Below are 19,128 nucleotides of genomic sequence, written 5' to 3'. Positions count from 1 at the left end.
TCATTAATTCCAGGTGAAACTTAGACAATAGCATATCTAATGTAAAACAATGAGGAGAGTTGCACAGGTTCAGAATCATTCAAGGATCAAAAGGGTAATGGTATATCGGGATGAAGATGGCTTTTATCTTTTCTTCTATGATAAAGCGGAAGATTGTAGCAGTTTCGAAGATCGTTATTACTCCACAATCGAGGACATTTATGACTTCTGTGAGCAGCAATATAACATCAAAGAAAAAGGTTGGCAGGATATTGCTGATCCGGAACCTGATTGCCAGCATGATTGGATTACCCCAGTACGAATCAAAGATAGAATAATTGGCAAACCTCAATGGGGAAGATATGAGAAATTGGTGAACGGAGTATGGGTAGATATAAAAGAAATGGATTCTTAACAATACGAAATAATCAAAATTGGGATTACACCATATCCTGAAGATAGCAGTAGATAATAGACACCACTATATTGATGAATATGCAGTTGACTCGATATGAGGTCGAAGTATTGAAGTTTATGCTTCAAGACCGGTTAACTCAACATAAGTGGGACGAATTTCTGTCTACCTGTTCCATTAGTAGTTATGAGTTTACAGGTGTGGGATATTTTCTTGAAATTAGTTGTCCAAAACTTTTTCTTGAGAAAGAAACAATACACAAACCAGATATACTAGGTAAAGTGGATGAGATTGAAGTAGGCTTCATTCTATTTCTAGAAGGAAACAATATCACACTAGAATGTCATACATGGGGTGATGGAGAGCTACCTGCTACTGTTAGAGACTTGAATTTTCAGATAACCCAATATAATAAGTGAATCTAACATAGTAGATATGTTAACAAAAAGGTCCGAGCACATGCTCAGACTTTTTTGTTTTACACCTTCACCTCTGGGTTTTACACATACTGCAACACAGCTTCCAAGCGTGCTTCATACGTCTTTCGGTGAGCTGCTTTATCGGGGAGGCAGCCGTCGTTGTAGAGGTAGAAACATCTGTCCTCTTCAAAGGATAGACCCTTGCTGGTTGGTTGGTAACCAGCTTCATCTCTGAAAAATGGAGTCAGTTTTTGTATTTCCTCTTTGGAGATCTCAAAGCGATACTGAGCCTTTTGGCGTATATAGTCTCTCCATTCCTCATAAGGCATGCTGATCTGGCGTTCGCCGAGTGGGAGGTAGTAGCGGTTAAACTCATAGGCATAGCCGTCTATCAGCAGAAAGCCATAAATGCGGTCTCTTCTGCGAATCTCAATCTTGGTGTCTTTGCGGGTGTAAGTCATTGTTAGGTAGATAGTGGGTTTAGTTTACTACTGGTAAGTCTGGATAGATTTTAGTGTGTGATAGGTGTATTCTTCGCTTCTCCGCCTCCGGTCATGAGCCAGTTCAGGTTTATATTGTAAGTGATGTGCAGGCTGTAGAGGAAAAAGCAGCTGGGGAGCGACTGGCCCTTTTCCAGAGCTGAGATGTTGCTTTGGCCCAGGCCCATTCGCTGCACAAACTCGCGTTGGGAAAGTCCTGTGATTTCGGTACGTACATAGCGAATGCGTTCGCCGATTTGTTGTAGATTCATAGTATATGGGTTAAAGGTTATTGTATTTGTTTTGTCTTCTTGGTCTGCGCATAGTTCACTGCAAAAGTTTTTTTCGCAAAGGCAAGGCAGTCTTACCACTTGGCCGTGAGATTGCAGTTTATTCACAGCAGTTTTGCTTTTGACCATAACTCCAATCACTTTATAGTTTGTGCATAACTCACGGCAGATTTTATTTTGACCGGAGTTCCGATCATTTTTTCTGCTGCGCATAGTTCACCGCAAAAACAAAATCTGATCGGAATTCACCGCAAGCGCCTGGCTGCTGTGAATAATGCGCATGGATGATTTTTGCCGGGAATTCGGCGCGAGTTTTCTGTGAGGTGAATCCCCCTGATTTTCAAAAGCACGAATGTGAAATTTCGAACTTGTAGGGGCAGCCCCTTGTGGCTTATCGTGTCCCATAACTTTTCTGGAAATGGAGGTTTTACAAAGATAGCGCTGGTTCGAACGTCCGTTCGGACCTACATTGCAAGCAACTTCCGTTGCGTTGGGACAAATTGAGCCATGTTCAAGTGTGTGATAGGGGATGTGATAGTACCCGAACAGGATTTTACCGACCAACGCAGCGGACGCTGCTCTCAAAATGGGCACAAGCGGACGCTTGCGCCAGAAACTTTCTTTATTTCCAGAAAAGTGATCGGACACGATAAGTCCCTTGCGGGTGCCCTGATTCCTAACGTGAAAGATTGGCGTTATCAGACATTCTTTCGGATTGATTCCACACCGGTTTCTACCTAACATGGGTATCCGCAAGGGGGCACTCCTACAATTTCCTGATGTTGGTTTACAAGCCCAAACGTTGTTTGTACCAGGGCGATTCATAGTAATGCTGGTTAGATTGCCAGTAAAAGCGGTTGTATAATACATAGGTGATGGCTTGTTTATAAACTGTATTTCCTACTCTCTTCCAGTTGAATTTTTGGTTCATTTTTTGGCTCAGACCGTGGACCAAAAATGAACCAAAAAACACCACTTTTTTAGCTCACTTTTGGTTCGTTTTTGGTGCAACTTACTTTCAGTGGGCTCGATGTAATTGACTAATAAACAGTTATTTATTTTAAGTTTTTTTGGTTCGGTTTTTGGCTCGTTTTGGTTCATGCTCCTTTTTCTGGTTTTTTGGTTCATTGGTTCACTCTCCTATAGGAGAGTGAACCAATGAACCAAAAAATGTATCAGGGTAAATTAACAATATGATATGTAGCTGCTTTTCGATCACCACTCACCCGTACATAGCCAAAGTCAACGGCATCGGCTATCATGCGTTTTACCTTACTTTCGTTTTCACCTGAGGCTTCCAGAATAAGCTTTTTAAACTCTACAGCTGGTATCTCGGTAGTCATTCGTCTGGCAAATACTTTTTCAATGAGAGTCTGTAACCTGGGCGAATGGTTGGGATTGGGTTTGGAAGCTGTGACTACAGGATCTTGGACAGGCATAAAGAAATGCTGCTCTTTGTCCCAGAAGAAATACTGGTTTACTGCTTCCGAACTATGCGACAGCTTGCCCATTTCAAAGTCGGAAGTGAGCACACGCAGACCGTTCATATTCGGTACTTTCTTCACCAGCAGAAAGGCCCGGCTCCAGCGATGCAGGAACGTTCCGAAGTGTCCGGCTGCTGTTTCGCTGTGCTTGTTCGGGTGTAGCGTACAGATTGTAGCCAGGTTAAACTCTGCTGTCAGCGTACGTATCCAGCGGACAGCCTCTGGTGCTCCTTCCGGGTCGTTCATGTTGGTAGTCAAATCCAGACAGCCGTCCAGTATCAGGTAGTCGTACGGCTGGCCTTTGTCCGCTGCTTCCTTCAAAAACAGGCGAATGTCGTTGCGTTTCTCTTCCAGGGTTTGCAGTTCCAGCTGCGAGAGAATCTTCACATTATAGAATTGATTGTCCTTGATCAATGCTTCGTTCATACCCGTCCGCCTGAATATACGGCCTAACGACTTAGCTACATCGTCAGTAGACCGTTCGAAGTCAAACACTACAAGCCGGCTTTGTGGGGTAGCTGATTCATACTGAAAGCCAATCAGCGGATGGGGATACGGTGTATGTGTGATATGCGAGACAAAACCCGCCACAATGTCTTCTACCAGATTAGACTTACCCGAACTCGGAGCCCCAATCGCAGAAAGTATCTCTCCTTTGCTGATTAGTTCGGTATCACCAATGCATATAGCAGGCTTACGGTTGCGAGCCTGGTAGGTAAAGTCAATGGCAATGCTTCGCTTGGGACGAATCGTATACGCAGGCATAGTACTGGTGGGTATTACTGGTCGACTATCCTGCCGAAACTGGTTTACCAGCCGGTCATATTCATTGTTTGAGGTTTGTTCTTTTGTCATACGTGTTCTCATAGTGGTTTAGCAATAGATCGGTTAGTATATCATTGGCTTCCTCCAGGCGTTGGTTGTGTCGGGTCAGCTCTACATTGGCAATCCACAGGCGGCAATATTATTGCAACCGCGGACCTTGGGTCAGTATTTCACAAAGTGCCTCAATGGTTAGCTCGGCTGTAGTCACAAAGTCAATAAGCACACTGACTTCTGCCCGGATGGCTGCTGATAATCAGTATTTATACTTTATAGTTATAGAATATCGTAAGTCAGAGGTACAATTCTTACATATCCAATTTGGCTACAACTAAACACGGTTTGGCAACACCTGCGTAGTAAACTCTCCGGATCTTTGCATTCAGAACTAACGAATACAGTTATGCAAAAAGCAGTAGAATTTAAAAACAGAAACTGGCAGGTTGCTGCCATTCTTCATTTACCAGAACATTTCAATGAAAAGAGCACCTATCCGGCCATTGTATGTGTGCATCCCGGAAGCAGCGTGAAAGAACAAACAGCAGGACTCTATGCCGAAAAGCTGGCAGCAGCCGGATTTGTGGCACTCGCTTTTGACGCCTCTTTCCAGGGCGAGAGTGGTGGAGAGCCTCGTTACCTTGAAGATCCAGCCACCCGTGTGGAAGACATCCGGTGTGCAGTAGATTATCTGACCACGTTGACTTTTATCGATGAGAATCGTATTGGAGTGCTGGGCATCTGTGCAGGAGGTGGCTATGCTGCCAATGCAGCCTTAACCGAGAAGCGCATTAAGGCTGTAGGTACGGTAGTAGCCTCAAATTTTTCCAGAGCGTATGGAGAGCTTAATACACTACAGATTCTGGAGGCTGTAGGCAAGCAACGCACAGCCGAAGCCAGAGGTGCCGACGCATTGATTGTTCCCTGGACTCCTGCCTCTCTGGAAGAAGCCGAAAAGAATGGGCCTGTAGAACAGGATATGGCAGAGGCAATAGACTACTACAGAACACCCAGAGGCGAACACCCCAGATCCAGCAACAAGCTTCTCTTTATAAGTATGGGTGCAGCAATAGCGTTTGACGCCTTCCACCTGGCCGAAAAATTACTAACCCAACCGCTATTTGTGGTAGTAGGAGACAGAGTTGGTGCATTTGGTTCCTACAGAGATGGCTTTGAACTCTACAACAAAGCTGTGTCTACAAACAAAAGTATCCATGTGGTAAAAGGAGCAGGGCATTATGATTTATACGACCAACCCGAAGCCACCGCCGAAGCCCTAAGCAAACTGGTACCTTTTTTTAAGACGTATCTGTAAGCAAAACACTCTCCCTATCCTCCTGAAAGGAACTTTCCGCCGTTGTCGGGACAGGCGTGACAAATAGAGCCTTTCTTGGTGTTGGAGCGAAAGCATATTCTCCAGTCGGAAAGGCCGCCAGTCTTGCCACGAGTTCCTTTCAGGAGGACAGGGATGGAGGGAGGACAAAGGGATACAAGAAGGGATAAGAGTCCCCAAGGGAGATTATTTTTAAAGTATTTTTCTTTATTTACAAACCTTGTTTTTGCAAAAGATATAGGCCAAGAAAAGACTCATGCCTTTTCTGAAAATGAAGGAAATAAGCTACAAAGAGAGCAAAGATGACTTCAATCGTGTATGGTCGTATAGGTGCGTTGGCAATCTTTTCTCCGCGAGGTTGGCCTTTGGCCTGCGGGCGGAAGGATCGGAGAAAAGTGCCCTTTTTTGCTTCGTTTTTTGGGCAAGCAAAAAATGAAGGAGCCACAGGAAGAGTGAAGAAAGGGACTTTAAACAAACTCAGGAAGAGAGTTATCTAAAAAGTTATCCAGCGTCTATAATTCAGCTTCACTAGTGTAAATTACATCCCATGAAAACTATCAACTCCATATCTCACTTTCATCGTTTGCTATCCCTACCCGAACCCTTGCATCCATTAATCAGTGTGATTCGTGTAGAAGATATCCGACTAACAGAAGAATTTTCTTCAGAGAACTTTCTTTTCAACTTTTATAGCGTGTCGCTGAAAAGAGATGTACAGGCGAAAATAAAATACGGGCAACAATATTTCGATTTTGATAAAGGAGTCATGAGCTTTATTGCTCCCAAACAAATCCAGTCCGTTGAAGTGATGGATCTGGCTTTGGAAAGCCAGCAATCAGGCAAAGGCTACGCCCTACTGTTTCATCCCGACTTTCTTTACGGCCATCCACTTGCCACCACTATCAAACAGTATGGCTTCTTTTCCTATACAGTCAATGAAGCATTGCACCTTTCAGAAAAGGAGGAAACAGACGTGGTAGATATCTTTCAACGAATGGAACGGGAGTGCCAGCATATTGATCGCCATACCCAGGATATTTTGATTGCACAGCTGGATTTATTGCTGAAATACAGCAACCGCTTTTACGAAAGACAATTCCTGGTTCGGAAGTCCGTAAACAACCACTTGCTTACCAGAATGGAAACCTTACTCCAGGACTACTTTGACAGCGAAGAAACATTAAAAAACGGACTTCCTACTGTGGACTATCTGGCAGGTGAATTAAACGTCTCCCCACATTACCTGAGCGACATGTTGCGTACATTAACCGGACAAAGTGCCCAGCAACATATTCATGAAAAGCTAATCGAAAAGGCCAAGCAATACCTGGCAACGAGTAATTTAACTGTGGCTGAAATTGCGTATGAGTTAGGCTTCGGTCACCCTCAATCGTTCAATAAGTTATTCAAGAAAAAAACAAACATGTCCCCACTGGAATTCCGTCAAGGCTTTAACTGATGTCATAAGTGCCATTGATGTTTGGTTGCGACATAGGTTATATACACATGTTAATATACAAAAGTTACACTAAAGAGTTTTGCAGAAATAACCGTGTTAATCGCTTTTCCACAAACCCTGATCCTCCTATGCCATCTTCATAATATAGTGACAAATCTGTTCCTTCAGGAATATTTTCACTTCCTGTTTCCTCCATGTCTTCATTATAGTATACAAAACAAGCAGGAGTAGAACCTGGCCTTCTCAGAAAAACAGGAATAGGCCATTCTGCCTTATCAAAAGTATCAAGCTTACTTATAATACGCCATGTATCTTCATCGAATCCCTGTATCCCAAATCTTTTCACTAAGATTACATTTCCCTTATTTATAATTTCGCTGTCTCTAATTGTAGGAATCTGATCATACAATTTCCTGAAAAACCACCCAAGAGGTACTTTAGTGCGAGGATGTATATGGGTAATCAGTCCCAGGCAATATCCCTTTTCTGCTAAGGGTACACAAAACACATCTCCTATAGAATATCTGCGTTTTTTTAATAGGCTAATCTTTGTCATAAGGGGAATATTGTCAAACTGTTTCTTGTTTCTGGAATCCATAAGCCTTAGAAATGCGTTCGTTACTTTTGTTCTATAATCTGATTCCGATTGAAAGATACATATAAACTGACTATATTATTTTGGAAATAAAGACCAGGACTCTTATCTCTGTCCCTGAGCAGGTCTCTATACAAAGATTAAAACGAAACAATGGGTGTTTGTCTTATTATTGAAATAGGTTTGTAAAGTTTGCTCCAAGAAAAACGCCTAATACAAAGTTGTTTTTGTCAGTGTTAAATGCAAATCCTTTATCACTTACATAGCCTGTAAATATTCCTCCATTGAAGTTAGCCCGGTCTTTGTCTGAAGTCAGGAAGTAAACCGGAAACTCAAATGAAAAAAGTTCCTGGTTAAGATCCAGATTGATATTGGGATTTATTCGCAACAATTTTCCCTGGTATCCACTGGAAAGATATTCGATCCGTACTCTATTGCTTGTTTGTCGTGTAGGAGCAGACGAACTCAGGTTTTTTTCAATAAGGACCCCTGTACTATTTACCGGCACATAATACTTGATAGGATCGTCTGTCTGATACCCTGCCGTATGTGTAAATGACAATGCAAAAATGCCTATACTGGTTAATGCCCCTACCGTAGCTGTGAGTTTTACAGCAGCTTTAGAGTCTGTTTGCGATAGAAACGATGTTGTGTCTGTAATATATTCAAAATCCTGTTGTTCAACTCCGAATTTAAGCCCTCCATACCAGGCAACCCCCCACTGTATCTTAGCCTTTCGGTCAAATATCCGTTGTTCTTCAGGTGTCAGATCATCGTACTTAAAATCAGCCATATCCTTCCCAACGGCTTTTATCGCCTCATTGTATTTTTTGGCATCATAGGCAAAGCCAGTGCCCCACCATATTTTCTGAGTTCCTATAGTGAAAGAGCTATTATTGGACAAACCCGCAATTGTCAGGGGCTTTACCCGCTGTGTTTTACTGGCAACAGGGGTTGAAATACTGGTATTGAGATTCCATGAGCTTTTTATCCTGTAGTTGATATTGCCTTCTGCAATCAATCCGTCATTCGTAGCACTTAGTTTTGTGAAACTATTATACGACTGAAACCCTGAAGCTGGAGACGACTGAAGCGTCAGTGAAGGTTGAGTGGTTTTTACGCTGTCAGTTGTTTTATCAGAAAGTTGACAGTAAGAACTGAGCACCTTACTAAAAAGTAAAAGAGTAAAGATGATTTTTTGCATGAGCGCTGGACTTAAATAGTAATACCGTGTTGGCCTGTAGTATGATTTAATTTTAAGTTACCCTTCACTGCCCATAATTCAGCAGGCGGATCGACAATGGCAACACTATAGTTGTCGCCTGGTAAGCCTTGCACAAAATAGGTGAGAAAGTGAATTCCGTTGTCCAGTTCGATAGTTGTTGTACCGGAACCATGAAGTACTTTGTCTCCATTGATATATACTTTCACCCAACCAGAATCTGAGAATGCGGAAATAGTAATGGGAGTTGCCATATTTCTGAATCAAAAAAGTGAATAGTAGTTTGACAAAACTGCGTTTTATGATTGGTTCTGCTGCTGTTGCTGTGAAGTAGGAGCAGGACTTACTTTATCTTTATTTTCATTGACCTTAAGTGCCGCATACGTACTGGCACTGATACCCATCAACGTAAGTATGGTGTCACTGAAAACAGGCATTTCCAGGTCTTTATATACTTGTACCCAGAAGATAAAACCCAGGATCAGGGTAAACAACAGGTTTTGAAAACGATGGATGCTGATTCCGCTTTCATCTGCGAGCAGATCTTCTATCAATCCCGCACTTCTTTTGTGTTGCAGCGCATGAGTTGAATCTTGTCGTTCCTGGTTGTTGCTAATGATTGTGCCAGACAGGGCAGTACCTGCGCTGATGCCAAGAAGTATAAGTGCTGTACTGTTCAGGGAGTTATAGTCATCTTTGATGATCCAGATGTAGATATAGGAACTGACAATAAGAAAAGTCCAGAACGCCAGTTGGAAACGTGCCAGACTATAGGGAGGGTCAGAACTTTTATTAGGATGTTTGATCAGGCGGGTATATTTGCCCAATAGTATAAAACCTATCAGTAAAAAAATGATTACCCCCAAAGCTCCTCTCAGCCAGTAGGTATCATAGAACACAATGGTGAAATTATTTGGCTGAACTACGGGTAATGGATTTTCTCCCCGTACCCCTGCACTAATGGTAACTGTTCGCTTCGACTCGCCCCGTGTGTAAAAGAGATTCCATAGTGTTTCAGTTGTTGTCTTCTCGTTCAGATTAAATATCAGATCCTGACGGTTTTTGACATTGGGACGTGCTTCACAACTATCGATAGGAATATTGTTGATGAACAAAATAATGTGTTCATTTTTTTGCAATAGCTCTGATGTACCTTTGGTTTTAACTAAAATCTTCTGATTCAGATAGGCTTGTTTGATAGTCAGTTCAGGCCACCGCCCAACATTGATGACAGAATCCGACAATGGTTTCTCCTTGGGTGACTGGGAAGTTGTATCGGTCTGTGCCTGAACCGTAGTGATACATACTGCAATCAGAAAATAGATAGCATTTTTCATAGGGATGACAATAGAAATTCAGATGATGCCTTTCTAAACAGTTCAGGATTTGTACTATACACAGTAGTAAGAACTTTATAGTACGTATACAGAAAAAATGCCATTTATAGTGGTGCAAATGGCGCTTTGGTATATAAATATAACTTAATTAAGGGAAAATACCTGACAGTTTTTTGAAATTATTTCTTCATAACTATCAGGTTAAGAATGGAGTAGTGGTTAAATTCATCAACATAACCATCTAGTAACAGGAGATTGTCTCGCTGTAAAATGATTCTATTTTTTAGCCTTTGTTACAGCTTCGTGGCTAGTATATATTTCTAATCCCAACAGCAATTCACTCCACTTTTCTTTTCCTTTTTTATTGAGTTGACCCCTTGCAGCCTGATTTTCTGGCTTAAAGAAAACTTCATGGCATGTTGGACTTATTTCAATAACTGCAACAATTGAATTATTAGCATTATAAAATAGCAGACCTCCTATGATAAATACCGTTGAGCAATCTCCTATATAGTAATTTTTGGTGTTATTTACAACGCTGAGCAGTTTATCTATTGTACTTCTATCTTCTATGGTTTTAAAAAAAGCAAAGTACTTGGATATTTCCTGTTTCTCAATAGAGACCAGCTCTCCAGGTTGCAGAGGGCTATACATTTCTTTCCTTATTTCTTCATATTGGAGAGTATCGATCAAATAGACCTTTACATAACTAAAGTCTTGGTATGGGAATTTCCGTTTTTCTTGTCCGCTCACTGTATATACAATCAGGAAGCAACATAAGGCGGAAGTAATAATTTTTAACATGACCGGATGGATATTTTATGCAATTTACTTCCTTTTTATAAGCTTCCTTTTTGCCTGCTTTACATATTTTTATTGTTCATTAGTTACTTTCGCACTCTGTTTATTTTTCTATCCATATATGAGCAACAAAAAAGAAGGGAATCAATATGATAAAATATTTAAAGAAAACCTGGAATCTGTTACTTTGGCACTGATAGAGAAAGTGTTGCAGATCCAAGTAGCTTCCTATGAAAAAATGCCTCTGGAACTACAACGGACTTTGGAGCGAAAGCCAGACCAGCTTTTAAAGATCACAGATAAGCAGGGCAATACGTTTTTGCTGCAACTTGAATTCCAACTCGCGGATGAGGAGAGGATGGTGGATCGCATGCTTGAATATCGAGCCATTCTTAACCGAAAATATGATTTCAATGTACGTCAGTATGTGCTGTTCTTATCAGATCAGATACCCCAGATGAGTACTCGTATCGAAAAAGAAAATCTTACGTTTTCATTCTATCTGATTCAGCTTTCACAAATTGACTATGAGTTATTTCTCTCTTCTGATAAAGGAGATGAGATTGTTTTTGCTGTATTGGCTAACTTTGGTACTACCACTCCTGAAACTGCGGCTAGTCTGATTGTGCAACGATTAAACCAGACTTCAATCAATAAAGTGGAACGAGATAGGCACTTGCAACAATTACGTGTATTGGCTAACTTGCGTAAACTAACACCCTTTGTAGAAATCATGATAGAATCTATTTCTCAATACATAAAAGAAGAAGATGACTTCCTTTTTAAGAAAGGCCAGCTAAAAGGGAAAGAAGAAGGAATAAAAGAAGGCAAATTGGAAGGCATTGAACAAAAGACTCGTGAAACGATTGTGAAGTTCCTGAAAGATGGCGTATTAACTACCCAACAGTTGGCTTCTTATTTTGATGTAACCGAAGAGTTTGTCGAAGACCTGCGTAAAAATCTTAATAAATAGATTATCCTTTATAAGGCAAAAATAGCATGAGTCCGAATTTTATATTTGGACTCATACTTTATATTTGGACTCATACTATACTCTTTACAAAGGTAGTATGCTTGTACTATCTGATATGGATTGTTAAATCCTTCTTATCCTCCATTATTTTTTTGGAAGCTTCTTCACATTTCTGTAGCCACTCTTCAATAGACATCGGAGGCATCTTGACGATTTCATATTTGGTACCGCTGGAAAATCCAGGCCGTCCATCACGGTGTACACTATTGAACTGCCTATGCATATAAAGTCCTAGCCGATAGATATATCTCCATTCGTCGTCTTCAATACTATTTTTGACGTTCTTTAACAACTCAAGATCATCCGTTAGAAAATCTACAATACAAGGATGTACGCGTTGCCAGTACCCTCCATTGCCTTTTCCCGGGATCAAATCGCCCTGAACCTTATCTGCATTACCAAATGAGTTGGCGGTGATCAGCTTCTGGTTTTTTTGAAGTTTGTAGGTTGTTACAAAGTGGGCAGGAAATTCCAGCATTACCACACAATCAAGGTCACTATTATATGCCGCAATTCGCAATGGGTTAATCTCAATCACAACAGCCCCATGGATAGTGCCAAACTGAATGACTTCACTGATATATTTGCGGTGATCTGCTCCGTTAAAATTATTTTTAGCGCATTCCACATCATAGACATACTCTTCTGATGAATTGCCAAATATGCGACTAAGAACTCCTTTTCTAACAGTTTTATAGTATTCCGGAAAAAGATAACGAAACTTCCTGTCAGAAAGAGTAAAGGGTTTGGAGTTGGTTGCTACCGTATTGGTATCCATATAGTTAATCTCCTCATTCTTATACCGATCCTCCATAAACTCATCCATATTCTTGGGTGACACCTTATAGCGGTATGCTTTGGCGTCGTTCGGAAAGTCAGCCAGTACCTGTCCCGACTTATCTTTAATAAATTGGGCCAGTATATCCCATACAGGATCTTTTCCTGCTTCAGTAGTGAGATAGTTATTTGTACTCTGCACTTCACCTGTTGTGCTGTCCATATGAAACTCCCCGGTAACTGTTCCGTTGTTGCTTCCCCAGAAAGAATGTTTGTCTTTACTGATTTTAAATCGTATGCCTTCTTCCAGAGTCCCTGCCAACGTATGAAAGCGGAGTCCATCTATCAGGTTCTCATCTGCCAGAAAAAAGGTCAGTCGGCCTGCAAAGAAAATATCAATAGTATTAGGTCGTTTGGCTGACTTTAAAAATGAATCATACGTAATTTCTTCAGGCGTTGAAAATTTGCATTCTAACGGAATTTCAATGTCTGAAATAATACTCTGCAGATTTCTGTTGATAACAAATCCATTCAAGGGATAGCGCATAGCGATTTGGGTGTTGCGTTTCGGATGCTTTTTCTGGTGATGGTACCACAAACCAAAACTATCATTTCCCAATAAGATCACCCTTTGCTATTTACTATAATACCTACAATGTACTATCCTGCTAAAATCTGCTATACTTGTATGAAAACAGGAAATACACCCGTTACTTTGTAATCTGGAATGACTAGTGAGAATACATTCTTTTCAGTGGAGAGAATCTGGCTGAATCACAGAGTTCCCTATCAAAAATAGAAGTTAACTTGTATAAACTAACACTTGTACAATGAAAGCAAAGCTCTATATATTCTGTTTTCTGATACTATCTGCATGTAACTCAATAGAAACCAATGATACGTTGAGTAAATCCGATATTGACTATATCAGAAGTCTTAACTTACTGGATAAGGACGAACAAATACACAGGTTTTACTCTGAGTATAAAAAGAGAGTAGCTGGCAATTTTTTTACGGATAAAAGGATGGCAAAGTATTGGATTGATGAACGCGACTCGAAAAAGAATAGTATTCACTCTGCTTTTTACAATGAAATTCAGGCAATTGATACCGTCTATTATGCGGGAGCTACCTATTCTCCTTATATGATGATTACCAAAGCGGATGGTAAACAATTTAAAGTTTGCACTGATGGAAAACGGGAAGAGATTAAAGCTTTCTTTGAAGAGGCAATACATTTATGGAGACAGAAGAAAGCAGCTAACTAATTCCTGCACTATGTTTTCTGATTTTTTACTTTCCTGTTAACTAAAATGACATTCCTGCCGTTGTCTGGATACGTGTAATAAGATTGGTGACCTTTGGGTTTGGGTATACTTATTTTCTCTCAGAAACCATAGATGGCTCAATTTGTCACAAGATTCTTTCAGAAGGACAGGAAAAAGAGAGTTTCTTTCAGGAGGATAGCAAACATGAGTCATCCCGAATTTAGAGGAGTGAATAACAAATTAAGACAAAGGAGTTACAAAGGGAGTTGTGCTGCCTTCAATCGTATGTGGCAGTGTAGGTGCGCTGGCAATCTTTCTGCCGCGAGGTTGGCCTTTGGCCTTGCGGGCGGAAGGATCGGCAGAAAGTGTCCTTTTTTGCTTCATTTTTTGGACAAGCAAAAAATGAAGAGGCCGCAAGTAGAAGGATGTAAGGGACAATAAAGAAACGAAGAAAGGGGGATCGCAAAAATAAACCCAAGCCCACACTTATTAAAAGGAATAGGCTTGGGTTTTACTCTCATCCAAAATTAAGCATGACTTATGTTTTCATTAACCTGGCATACCAACCTCCGCTTAGTTCATAAACTGATCAAACAATATGGATACATAGTACATGCTTCCAAAGGTTGGATTGCCCCAGGATTGAGTATATCCCTTATTCAGAATGTTTGATCCTCCGAGTTTGATGATGGATTTAATCGCAGTGACTTTATAGTTCACCTGTGCATCCAGCGTTCCATAAGCAGGTACTATACTCTTGTTCTGTCCTCTGATAACTCCGCCAACAAAGCTGGATTGCCATACAAACTGATCCTGCCATCGCCATGTCAGGCTAAATCCAAGGTTTTTAATCACATTCCGATTGCCAAACGATAAATTATAACGATACTCTGGTGTGTTAAAAGCTGTTTCAAATCCTGCTGGCAGCTTGTCTGTGTTTAGAAGCTTGTTGTAGGATACATTGCCGCCCACTGTGAAGTTCTTAGGGAGCAGGTAATCAATGCCAAGTGCCCAGCCATGATTGTTTAGGTTCTGAGTGACATTGACAGGAAAGCTGTATACACTGCGGGTAGTAGAGCTAAGCAGGGAGATAGGAGAGGACACACCATCATTCGGAATATCCTGAACCACTACCTGACCACCATCAAAATTGACAAAGGTGTTATAGTAATAATAGGCATCTATGAAAAGACGATTGGAAATTAAACCTTTGTAACCCACTTCGACAGTACGCACCCGCTCAGGCTGGTAGTCCTGGAATATGTGTTGTTGTAACAATGAAGCGGCCTGCTGAGGGTTTTGTCCCTGTTGTACAGCTGCTCCGAAGGCTTGTACAGACTGGAGTGTGTAGACAGGATTGTTGACCATATTGTATCGTTCCCGGAAAATGGGCAGACCACCCAGGATGCGGGATTGTGGAGTAAGCAGGTCAATATATTGAGCTTGTGTAGTAGGAATACGAAAGCCTGTCTGAAAGGAAGCGCGAATATTGTGTACCTTAGCTAATGTCAGTACGGCGGAAGCTCTGGGGTTAAACTGGCCTTTGAAGTTCTGGTTTTTGTCATAACGTACAGACGCAGTCAGTTTTAATTTGTCTTCCAATAGCTTCTTACCACCCTGTATATATCCCCCATATTCGTGAATCTTGAATTCGTTCCCATCATCATCTGTCGCAAAAAGTGTCTTATTGGAGTTTAGTGTGTATAGTCTATAGTTTCCACCCACAATGATTTCCACAATAGAAGGACTAAGAAGCTTGTTAAAGTTGTACATGCCCTCCACATGGTACATATTGGTTTTGTCTGTAAACCGGGCCCCGACTCCTTCTGAATTTCCAGGGATAGGCCGTGACTTAATAGCTGAAACAGCGTCATTAAAAGCTGTTGTACCGGGAACCAACCGTCCCTGATCTGCTAATCCACGTGCCTGATTGTGAATGGTGCTGGCGTTGCTGCCTGCAGCCGCTTGAGCTGCTGCAATGGCATTTTCTCCGGATTGTCCACTTGCCAGAGCCACTAGCAATGCTGTAGCATAGGTCTGAAATGCTCCATTGGCATAGGCACCGAAATATTGTGGAAACCAGGTAGTACTCGGTTTCCATGCTTCGTTTACTCCGGAACCTAATACCCCTATAGCATACGAATCACCTGAATTTTCCTGGGTAGTATAGGTGCGTACAAAGAAGTTAGATCCTCGAACTTCCGCTTTGTATTGACCCAAATTAAAATTAGCCAGCGAATATCGGTCTGAACCTGTATATACAGTGGTTCCTGTACCATAATTAGCCTGCAGAATAGCTTCTACACCTTCAGTAATACGCCAGTGCAACGCACCACTCAACTTTAAGCTATGTGTGTTGTAGTTAGCCAGATCTCTTTCTGCATAGCCTGTACGTGAGACGGCTACATTAGGAATCATCTGGTTAAATAGTTGCTGAGGGGTAAGCCCTGTGAGTTCGGGTAGCGTTTTGTTGCCTGCCTGTGGAATCTGAGTAGTAGCAATAGCTCCCAGAAACTGAGAGGTCCCACCAGCACCCGTACCTGGTTGTCCATTGCCATACAAACTTGTATAGAGGTTAACATTGGTTTCATCACCATAGGTATTTATGCCGTTGTATCCAGGATTCGTTTGCTGGGTACTGCTTAAGGAGGAACCATTCAGCAAACTTTGATCGCGGGTATCCGTAGCCTGCCAGTCTTTGGCAGTCAGGTAATTGATATTTATCTTAAATGCTATTTTGTCATTGAACGCTTTGGCATACCGGAGTGCAAAGTCATAAAAAGGCGTAGTAGCCTCAGAACGGTTGGATTCGTTCATAATACCTGCCTTTGCATAGCCACTGAGCCCCTGGTATTGGAAGGGGTTTTTGCTATTCATCAGAATAATGCCATTGATTGCATTGGGACCATATAACGCTGAGGCTGCTCCTGGCAACATTTCTACACTTTCCAGATCCAGTTCCGAAATGCCTACCACATTACCTACTGCAAAGTTTAATCCTGGTGCCTGATTGTCCATTCCATCAATCAATTGTACTACCCGGGTATTACCATTGGAATTAAATCCACGGGTATTGATAGAGCGGAATAATAAGCTTTGAGAACTCATTTCAACTCCTTTCAGATTGATAAGAGCATCAAAGAAGCTGGGGGTAGCTGCATAGCGTATTGAACGTAAATCGAGTTTTTCTATGGTAACAGGAGACTGCATTACGGATTCTTCCACACGGGATGCAGCTACCACCACTTCCTGACCCAGAATAACCTGCTCTGTCATCTCTATGGTAAGATCTGATTTACTACTGGTAATTTCCTGTTCCAGGGTTTTATAGCCTACCGAAGAAATAGTGAGCATAAAGGGTGGTGGAGTATTGGTAGTCAGAAGAAAGTTGCCTTTGGTATCCGTAGTAGTACCGAGCACTTTTCCTTTAACAGTAATACTTACTCCAGCTAGAGGGACTTTGGTTACCGAATCTGTGATAGTTCCGGAAACTGTTACGGATTGTGCCTCTGCCTGAGTGAGGACTCCTATAAGGAAAGATAGAACCAGAAAAATTTTCTTTGTAGAAAATGGTCTCATAAACAGATTGTTATGGTGCTATAGATAATAAATCTATAAGAAATATATTATTTAATTTAAAGAATATGTGCGTTTTGTTATATTTTATTTTTGGGATTTTTTCTGACTATATTTAATATCCAGTAATGCTCTGAAAATGAGACTTTTGTGCTTTTGTTTTATCTGAGGATAGAGTGTTTTATCAAGGTTTTTATATATGTGTACATTGAAATACAGGGTGTTCTATTAAAATGTATACTAACTAAATTGGCTAAAGATGTTTTTAGGAAAAACAAAACTTGCTTCCCGCTTTGGTTTCTTTTTTCACTTATCTCATTTATAATTGCAAAAAAGAGAAATACCAGAAATAGTAGATGATAGCAGCCAGGTCATTTGCTCCATTTGCGATTTTTACTGTTTACAGATCATATATCCTTTGTTAACGTTAACCTAGTCAATACTCATGAATAGAAAGATGCGAATGGGAATGGTAGGAGGGGGAATCGGAGCTTTTATCGGAGCCGTACACCGTATGGCTGCTGCCATAGATAACGAAATAGAACTTGTATGTGGTGCCTTCAGTAGTGATCCTGAACGTTCCAGGCAGTCAGGTGAAATGTTATACCTACCGGAAGAGCGGGTATATCCGGATTATCGTACGATGATTCTGGAAGAAAAGAAATTGCCAGAAGGCCAGCGGATGGACTTTGTGGCCATTGTAACGCCTAACCATATGCACTTTGGCCCGGCTAAGATGGCATTGGAAAACGGGTTCCATGTAGTGCTGGACAAACCCATGACCTTAAATACAGAAGAAGCAAAAGAGCTGAAAGAGGTAATTGAGAAGTCAGGCTTGCTGTTTTGTCTGACACATAACTATACTGGCTATCCAATGGTAAAAGAAGCCCGTAGCATTATTGCATCAGGCAAGTTAGGCAAGATACGTAAAGTAGTCGTAGAGTATCCACAAGGCTGGCTCAATGTACTTGTTGAGGCTAGTGGCAACAAACAGGCGGAATGGCGTACAGACCCTGCACGATCAGGAGCTGCAGGTTGTATTGGAGATATTGGTACTCACGCCTTTAACCTGGCCGAATACATCACGGGTCTGAAAGTAACTGAAATCTGTGCTGACCTGACTACCTTTGTAGAGGGACGTAAGCTGGAAGATGATGCCAATCTTTTACTGCATTTTGAAAATGGAGCAAAAGGAGTCCTGCATTCCAGCCAGATCTCAGTAGGAGAGGAGAATAATTTTAACATCCGTATCTACGGAGAAGTGGGTGGACTGTGGTGGCATCAGATGGAGCCTAATACATTGGAATATACACAACCTGGCAAGCCTAAACAACTGCTGCGTACAGGAGTGGGTGAACTATCCAATGCCTCTAAAATCAGTACCCGCATCCCGGCAGGGCACCCTGAAGGCTATATCGAAGCATTTGCGATTCTATACCGCAATTTTGCCAAAACACTGCGTAGCCGTCTGAAAGGCGAGACACCTGATCCAGCGTACCTGGATTTCCCTGGGCTGGAAGCAGGTTTGCGTGGTATGTTGTTTATTGACACTGTAATAAAGTCCAACCAGAGCAATGAGAAGTGGACTAAAATGCTGGAGTAATTTGGTCGCTTAATATAAAGTAGCTTGAATAAATTTTAATTTGAGACTATAGCTTTCAGAATGGCGTAAAATTATTTTAAGAGTAGACAGTAATCAATGCTGTCATTTTTATACCTCCATCTATGTTGTTTGGAAAAGGAGTGTTCCAACGTTTGTGGAATACTCCTTTTCGTTTTTATTACCAGATTGGCTTCTTTATTTTGACGATTTATTGGTTACTTTCGCGCTCTGTTCACTTT

20 protein-coding genes are annotated in these 19,128 nt (G+C 41.4%); 8 read left to right on the top strand and 12 right to left on the bottom strand.

The window, feature by feature from the left end:
• Positions 1-49 precede the first annotated feature (49 nt).
• Both QNI22_RS32290 and QNI22_RS32285 read left to right on the top strand, forming a co-directional pair.
• Complete coding sequence (locus tag QNI22_RS32290) at positions 50-394, top strand: hypothetical protein (RefSeq protein WP_314517432.1); 345 nt, start codon at positions 50-52, stop codon at positions 392-394.
• 80 nt (positions 395-474) lie between these two features.
• Entirely contained in the window at positions 475-813 is a 339-nt protein-coding gene (locus QNI22_RS32285) for a hypothetical protein (protein WP_314517431.1), read from the top strand.
• A gap of 80 nt (positions 814-893) precedes the next feature.
• Here QNI22_RS32285 and QNI22_RS32280 read toward each other — a convergent pair whose 3' ends face one another.
• Both QNI22_RS32280 and QNI22_RS32275 read right to left on the bottom strand, forming a co-directional pair.
• Positions 894-1,274, bottom strand: coding sequence for a hypothetical protein (locus tag QNI22_RS32280; protein ID WP_314517429.1), 381 nt, complete (start codon positions 1,272-1,274; stop codon positions 894-896).
• A 50-nt stretch (positions 1,275-1,324) separates the two neighbouring features.
• Positions 1,325-1,564 (bottom strand): helix-turn-helix domain-containing protein, encoded by a 240-nt coding sequence (locus QNI22_RS32275; RefSeq protein ID WP_314517428.1) that lies wholly within the window; start codon positions 1,562-1,564, stop codon positions 1,325-1,327.
• Positions 1,565-2,089: 525 nt separating this feature from the next.
• On the opposite strand from QNI22_RS32275, the gene QNI22_RS32270 reads away from it, so the two are divergent.
• Complete coding sequence (locus QNI22_RS32270; protein WP_314517424.1) at positions 2,090-2,323, top strand: hypothetical protein; 234 nt, start codon at positions 2,090-2,092, stop codon at positions 2,321-2,323.
• A gap of 46 nt (positions 2,324-2,369) precedes the next feature.
• Here QNI22_RS32270 and QNI22_RS32265 read toward each other — a convergent pair whose 3' ends face one another.
• Positions 2,370-2,513, bottom strand: coding sequence for a hypothetical protein (locus tag QNI22_RS32265; RefSeq protein ID WP_314517423.1), 144 nt, complete (start codon positions 2,511-2,513; stop codon positions 2,370-2,372).
• 244 nt (positions 2,514-2,757) lie between these two features.
• The gene (locus QNI22_RS32260; protein ID WP_314517419.1) at positions 2,758-3,933 is read right to left on the bottom strand and encodes an AAA family ATPase; all 1,176 of its coding nucleotides are present in this window, start codon (positions 3,931-3,933) and stop codon (positions 2,758-2,760) included.
• 358 nt (positions 3,934-4,291) lie between these two features.
• Here QNI22_RS32260 and QNI22_RS32255 point away from each other — a divergent pair, with 358 nt between their 5' ends.
• Both QNI22_RS32255 and QNI22_RS32250 read left to right on the top strand, forming a co-directional pair.
• The gene (locus tag QNI22_RS32255) at positions 4,292-5,200 is read left to right on the top strand and encodes an alpha/beta hydrolase (RefSeq protein ID WP_314517416.1); all 909 of its coding nucleotides are present in this window, start codon (positions 4,292-4,294) and stop codon (positions 5,198-5,200) included.
• 565 nt (positions 5,201-5,765) lie between these two features.
• Complete coding sequence (locus QNI22_RS32250; RefSeq protein WP_314517414.1) at positions 5,766-6,677, top strand: helix-turn-helix domain-containing protein; 912 nt, start codon at positions 5,766-5,768, stop codon at positions 6,675-6,677.
• Between the two features lie 64 nt (positions 6,678-6,741).
• Here QNI22_RS32250 and QNI22_RS32245 read toward each other — a convergent pair whose 3' ends face one another.
• The 5 genes from QNI22_RS32245 to QNI22_RS32225 all read right to left on the bottom strand — a co-directional run bounded on the left by QNI22_RS32245 (position 6,742) and on the right by QNI22_RS32225 (position 10,635).
• Complete coding sequence (locus QNI22_RS32245) at positions 6,742-7,233, bottom strand: Imm26 family immunity protein (protein WP_314517412.1); 492 nt, start codon at positions 7,231-7,233, stop codon at positions 6,742-6,744.
• A 208-nt stretch (positions 7,234-7,441) separates the two neighbouring features.
• The gene (locus QNI22_RS32240; RefSeq protein WP_314517410.1) at positions 7,442-8,476 is read right to left on the bottom strand and encodes a hypothetical protein; all 1,035 of its coding nucleotides are present in this window, start codon (positions 8,474-8,476) and stop codon (positions 7,442-7,444) included.
• Positions 8,477-8,487: 11 nt separating this feature from the next.
• Entirely contained in the window at positions 8,488-8,748 is a 261-nt protein-coding gene (locus QNI22_RS32235; protein ID WP_314517408.1) for a hypothetical protein, read from the bottom strand.
• Between the two features lie 45 nt (positions 8,749-8,793).
• Positions 8,794-9,831, bottom strand: a complete 1,038-nt coding sequence (locus tag QNI22_RS32230) for a hypothetical protein (protein ID WP_314517406.1) — start codon at positions 9,829-9,831, stop codon at positions 8,794-8,796.
• 276 nt (positions 9,832-10,107) lie between these two features.
• A complete protein-coding gene (locus tag QNI22_RS32225) occupies positions 10,108-10,635 on the bottom strand; it encodes a hypothetical protein (RefSeq protein WP_314517403.1) in 528 nt (175 codons plus the stop codon).
• 118 nt (positions 10,636-10,753) lie between these two features.
• On the opposite strand from QNI22_RS32225, the gene QNI22_RS32220 reads away from it, so the two are divergent.
• Positions 10,754-11,605: an RpnC/YadD family protein gene (locus QNI22_RS32220; RefSeq protein WP_314517401.1), complete on the top strand. Its 852-nt coding sequence runs from the start codon at positions 10,754-10,756 to the stop codon at positions 11,603-11,605.
• 106 nt (positions 11,606-11,711) lie between these two features.
• Here QNI22_RS32220 and QNI22_RS32215 read toward each other — a convergent pair whose 3' ends face one another.
• Entirely contained in the window at positions 11,712-12,989 is a 1,278-nt protein-coding gene (locus QNI22_RS32215; RefSeq protein ID WP_314517398.1) for a hypothetical protein, read from the bottom strand.
• A 283-nt stretch (positions 12,990-13,272) separates the two neighbouring features.
• Here QNI22_RS32215 and QNI22_RS32210 point away from each other — a divergent pair, with 283 nt between their 5' ends.
• Positions 13,273-13,710 (top strand): hypothetical protein, encoded by a 438-nt coding sequence (locus tag QNI22_RS32210; RefSeq protein WP_314517396.1) that lies wholly within the window; start codon positions 13,273-13,275, stop codon positions 13,708-13,710.
• A 240-nt stretch (positions 13,711-13,950) separates the two neighbouring features.
• Here the strand turns inward: QNI22_RS32210 and QNI22_RS32205 are convergent, their stop codons facing one another.
• Entirely contained in the window at positions 13,951-14,094 is a 144-nt protein-coding gene (locus tag QNI22_RS32205) for a hypothetical protein (protein ID WP_314035150.1), read from the bottom strand.
• A 189-nt stretch (positions 14,095-14,283) separates the two neighbouring features.
• Positions 14,284-17,289 carry a TonB-dependent receptor domain-containing protein gene (locus QNI22_RS32200; protein WP_314517394.1) on the bottom strand — a complete coding sequence of 1,002 codons (3,006 nt, stop codon included), beginning with the start codon at positions 17,287-17,289 and terminating at the stop codon, positions 14,284-14,286.
• A gap of 442 nt (positions 17,290-17,731) precedes the next feature.
• Here QNI22_RS32200 and QNI22_RS32195 point away from each other — a divergent pair, with 442 nt between their 5' ends.
• Entirely contained in the window at positions 17,732-18,889 is a 1,158-nt protein-coding gene (locus tag QNI22_RS32195; protein WP_314517392.1) for a Gfo/Idh/MocA family protein, read from the top strand.
• The last annotated feature ends 239 nt before the right edge of the window (positions 18,890-19,128 follow it).

Source organism: Xanthocytophaga agilis, assembly GCF_030068605.1.
GTDB lineage: Bacteria > Bacteroidota > Bacteroidia > Cytophagales > 172606-1 > Xanthocytophaga > Xanthocytophaga agilis.
This window is presented reverse-complemented; position numbering and strand designations above follow the sequence as displayed.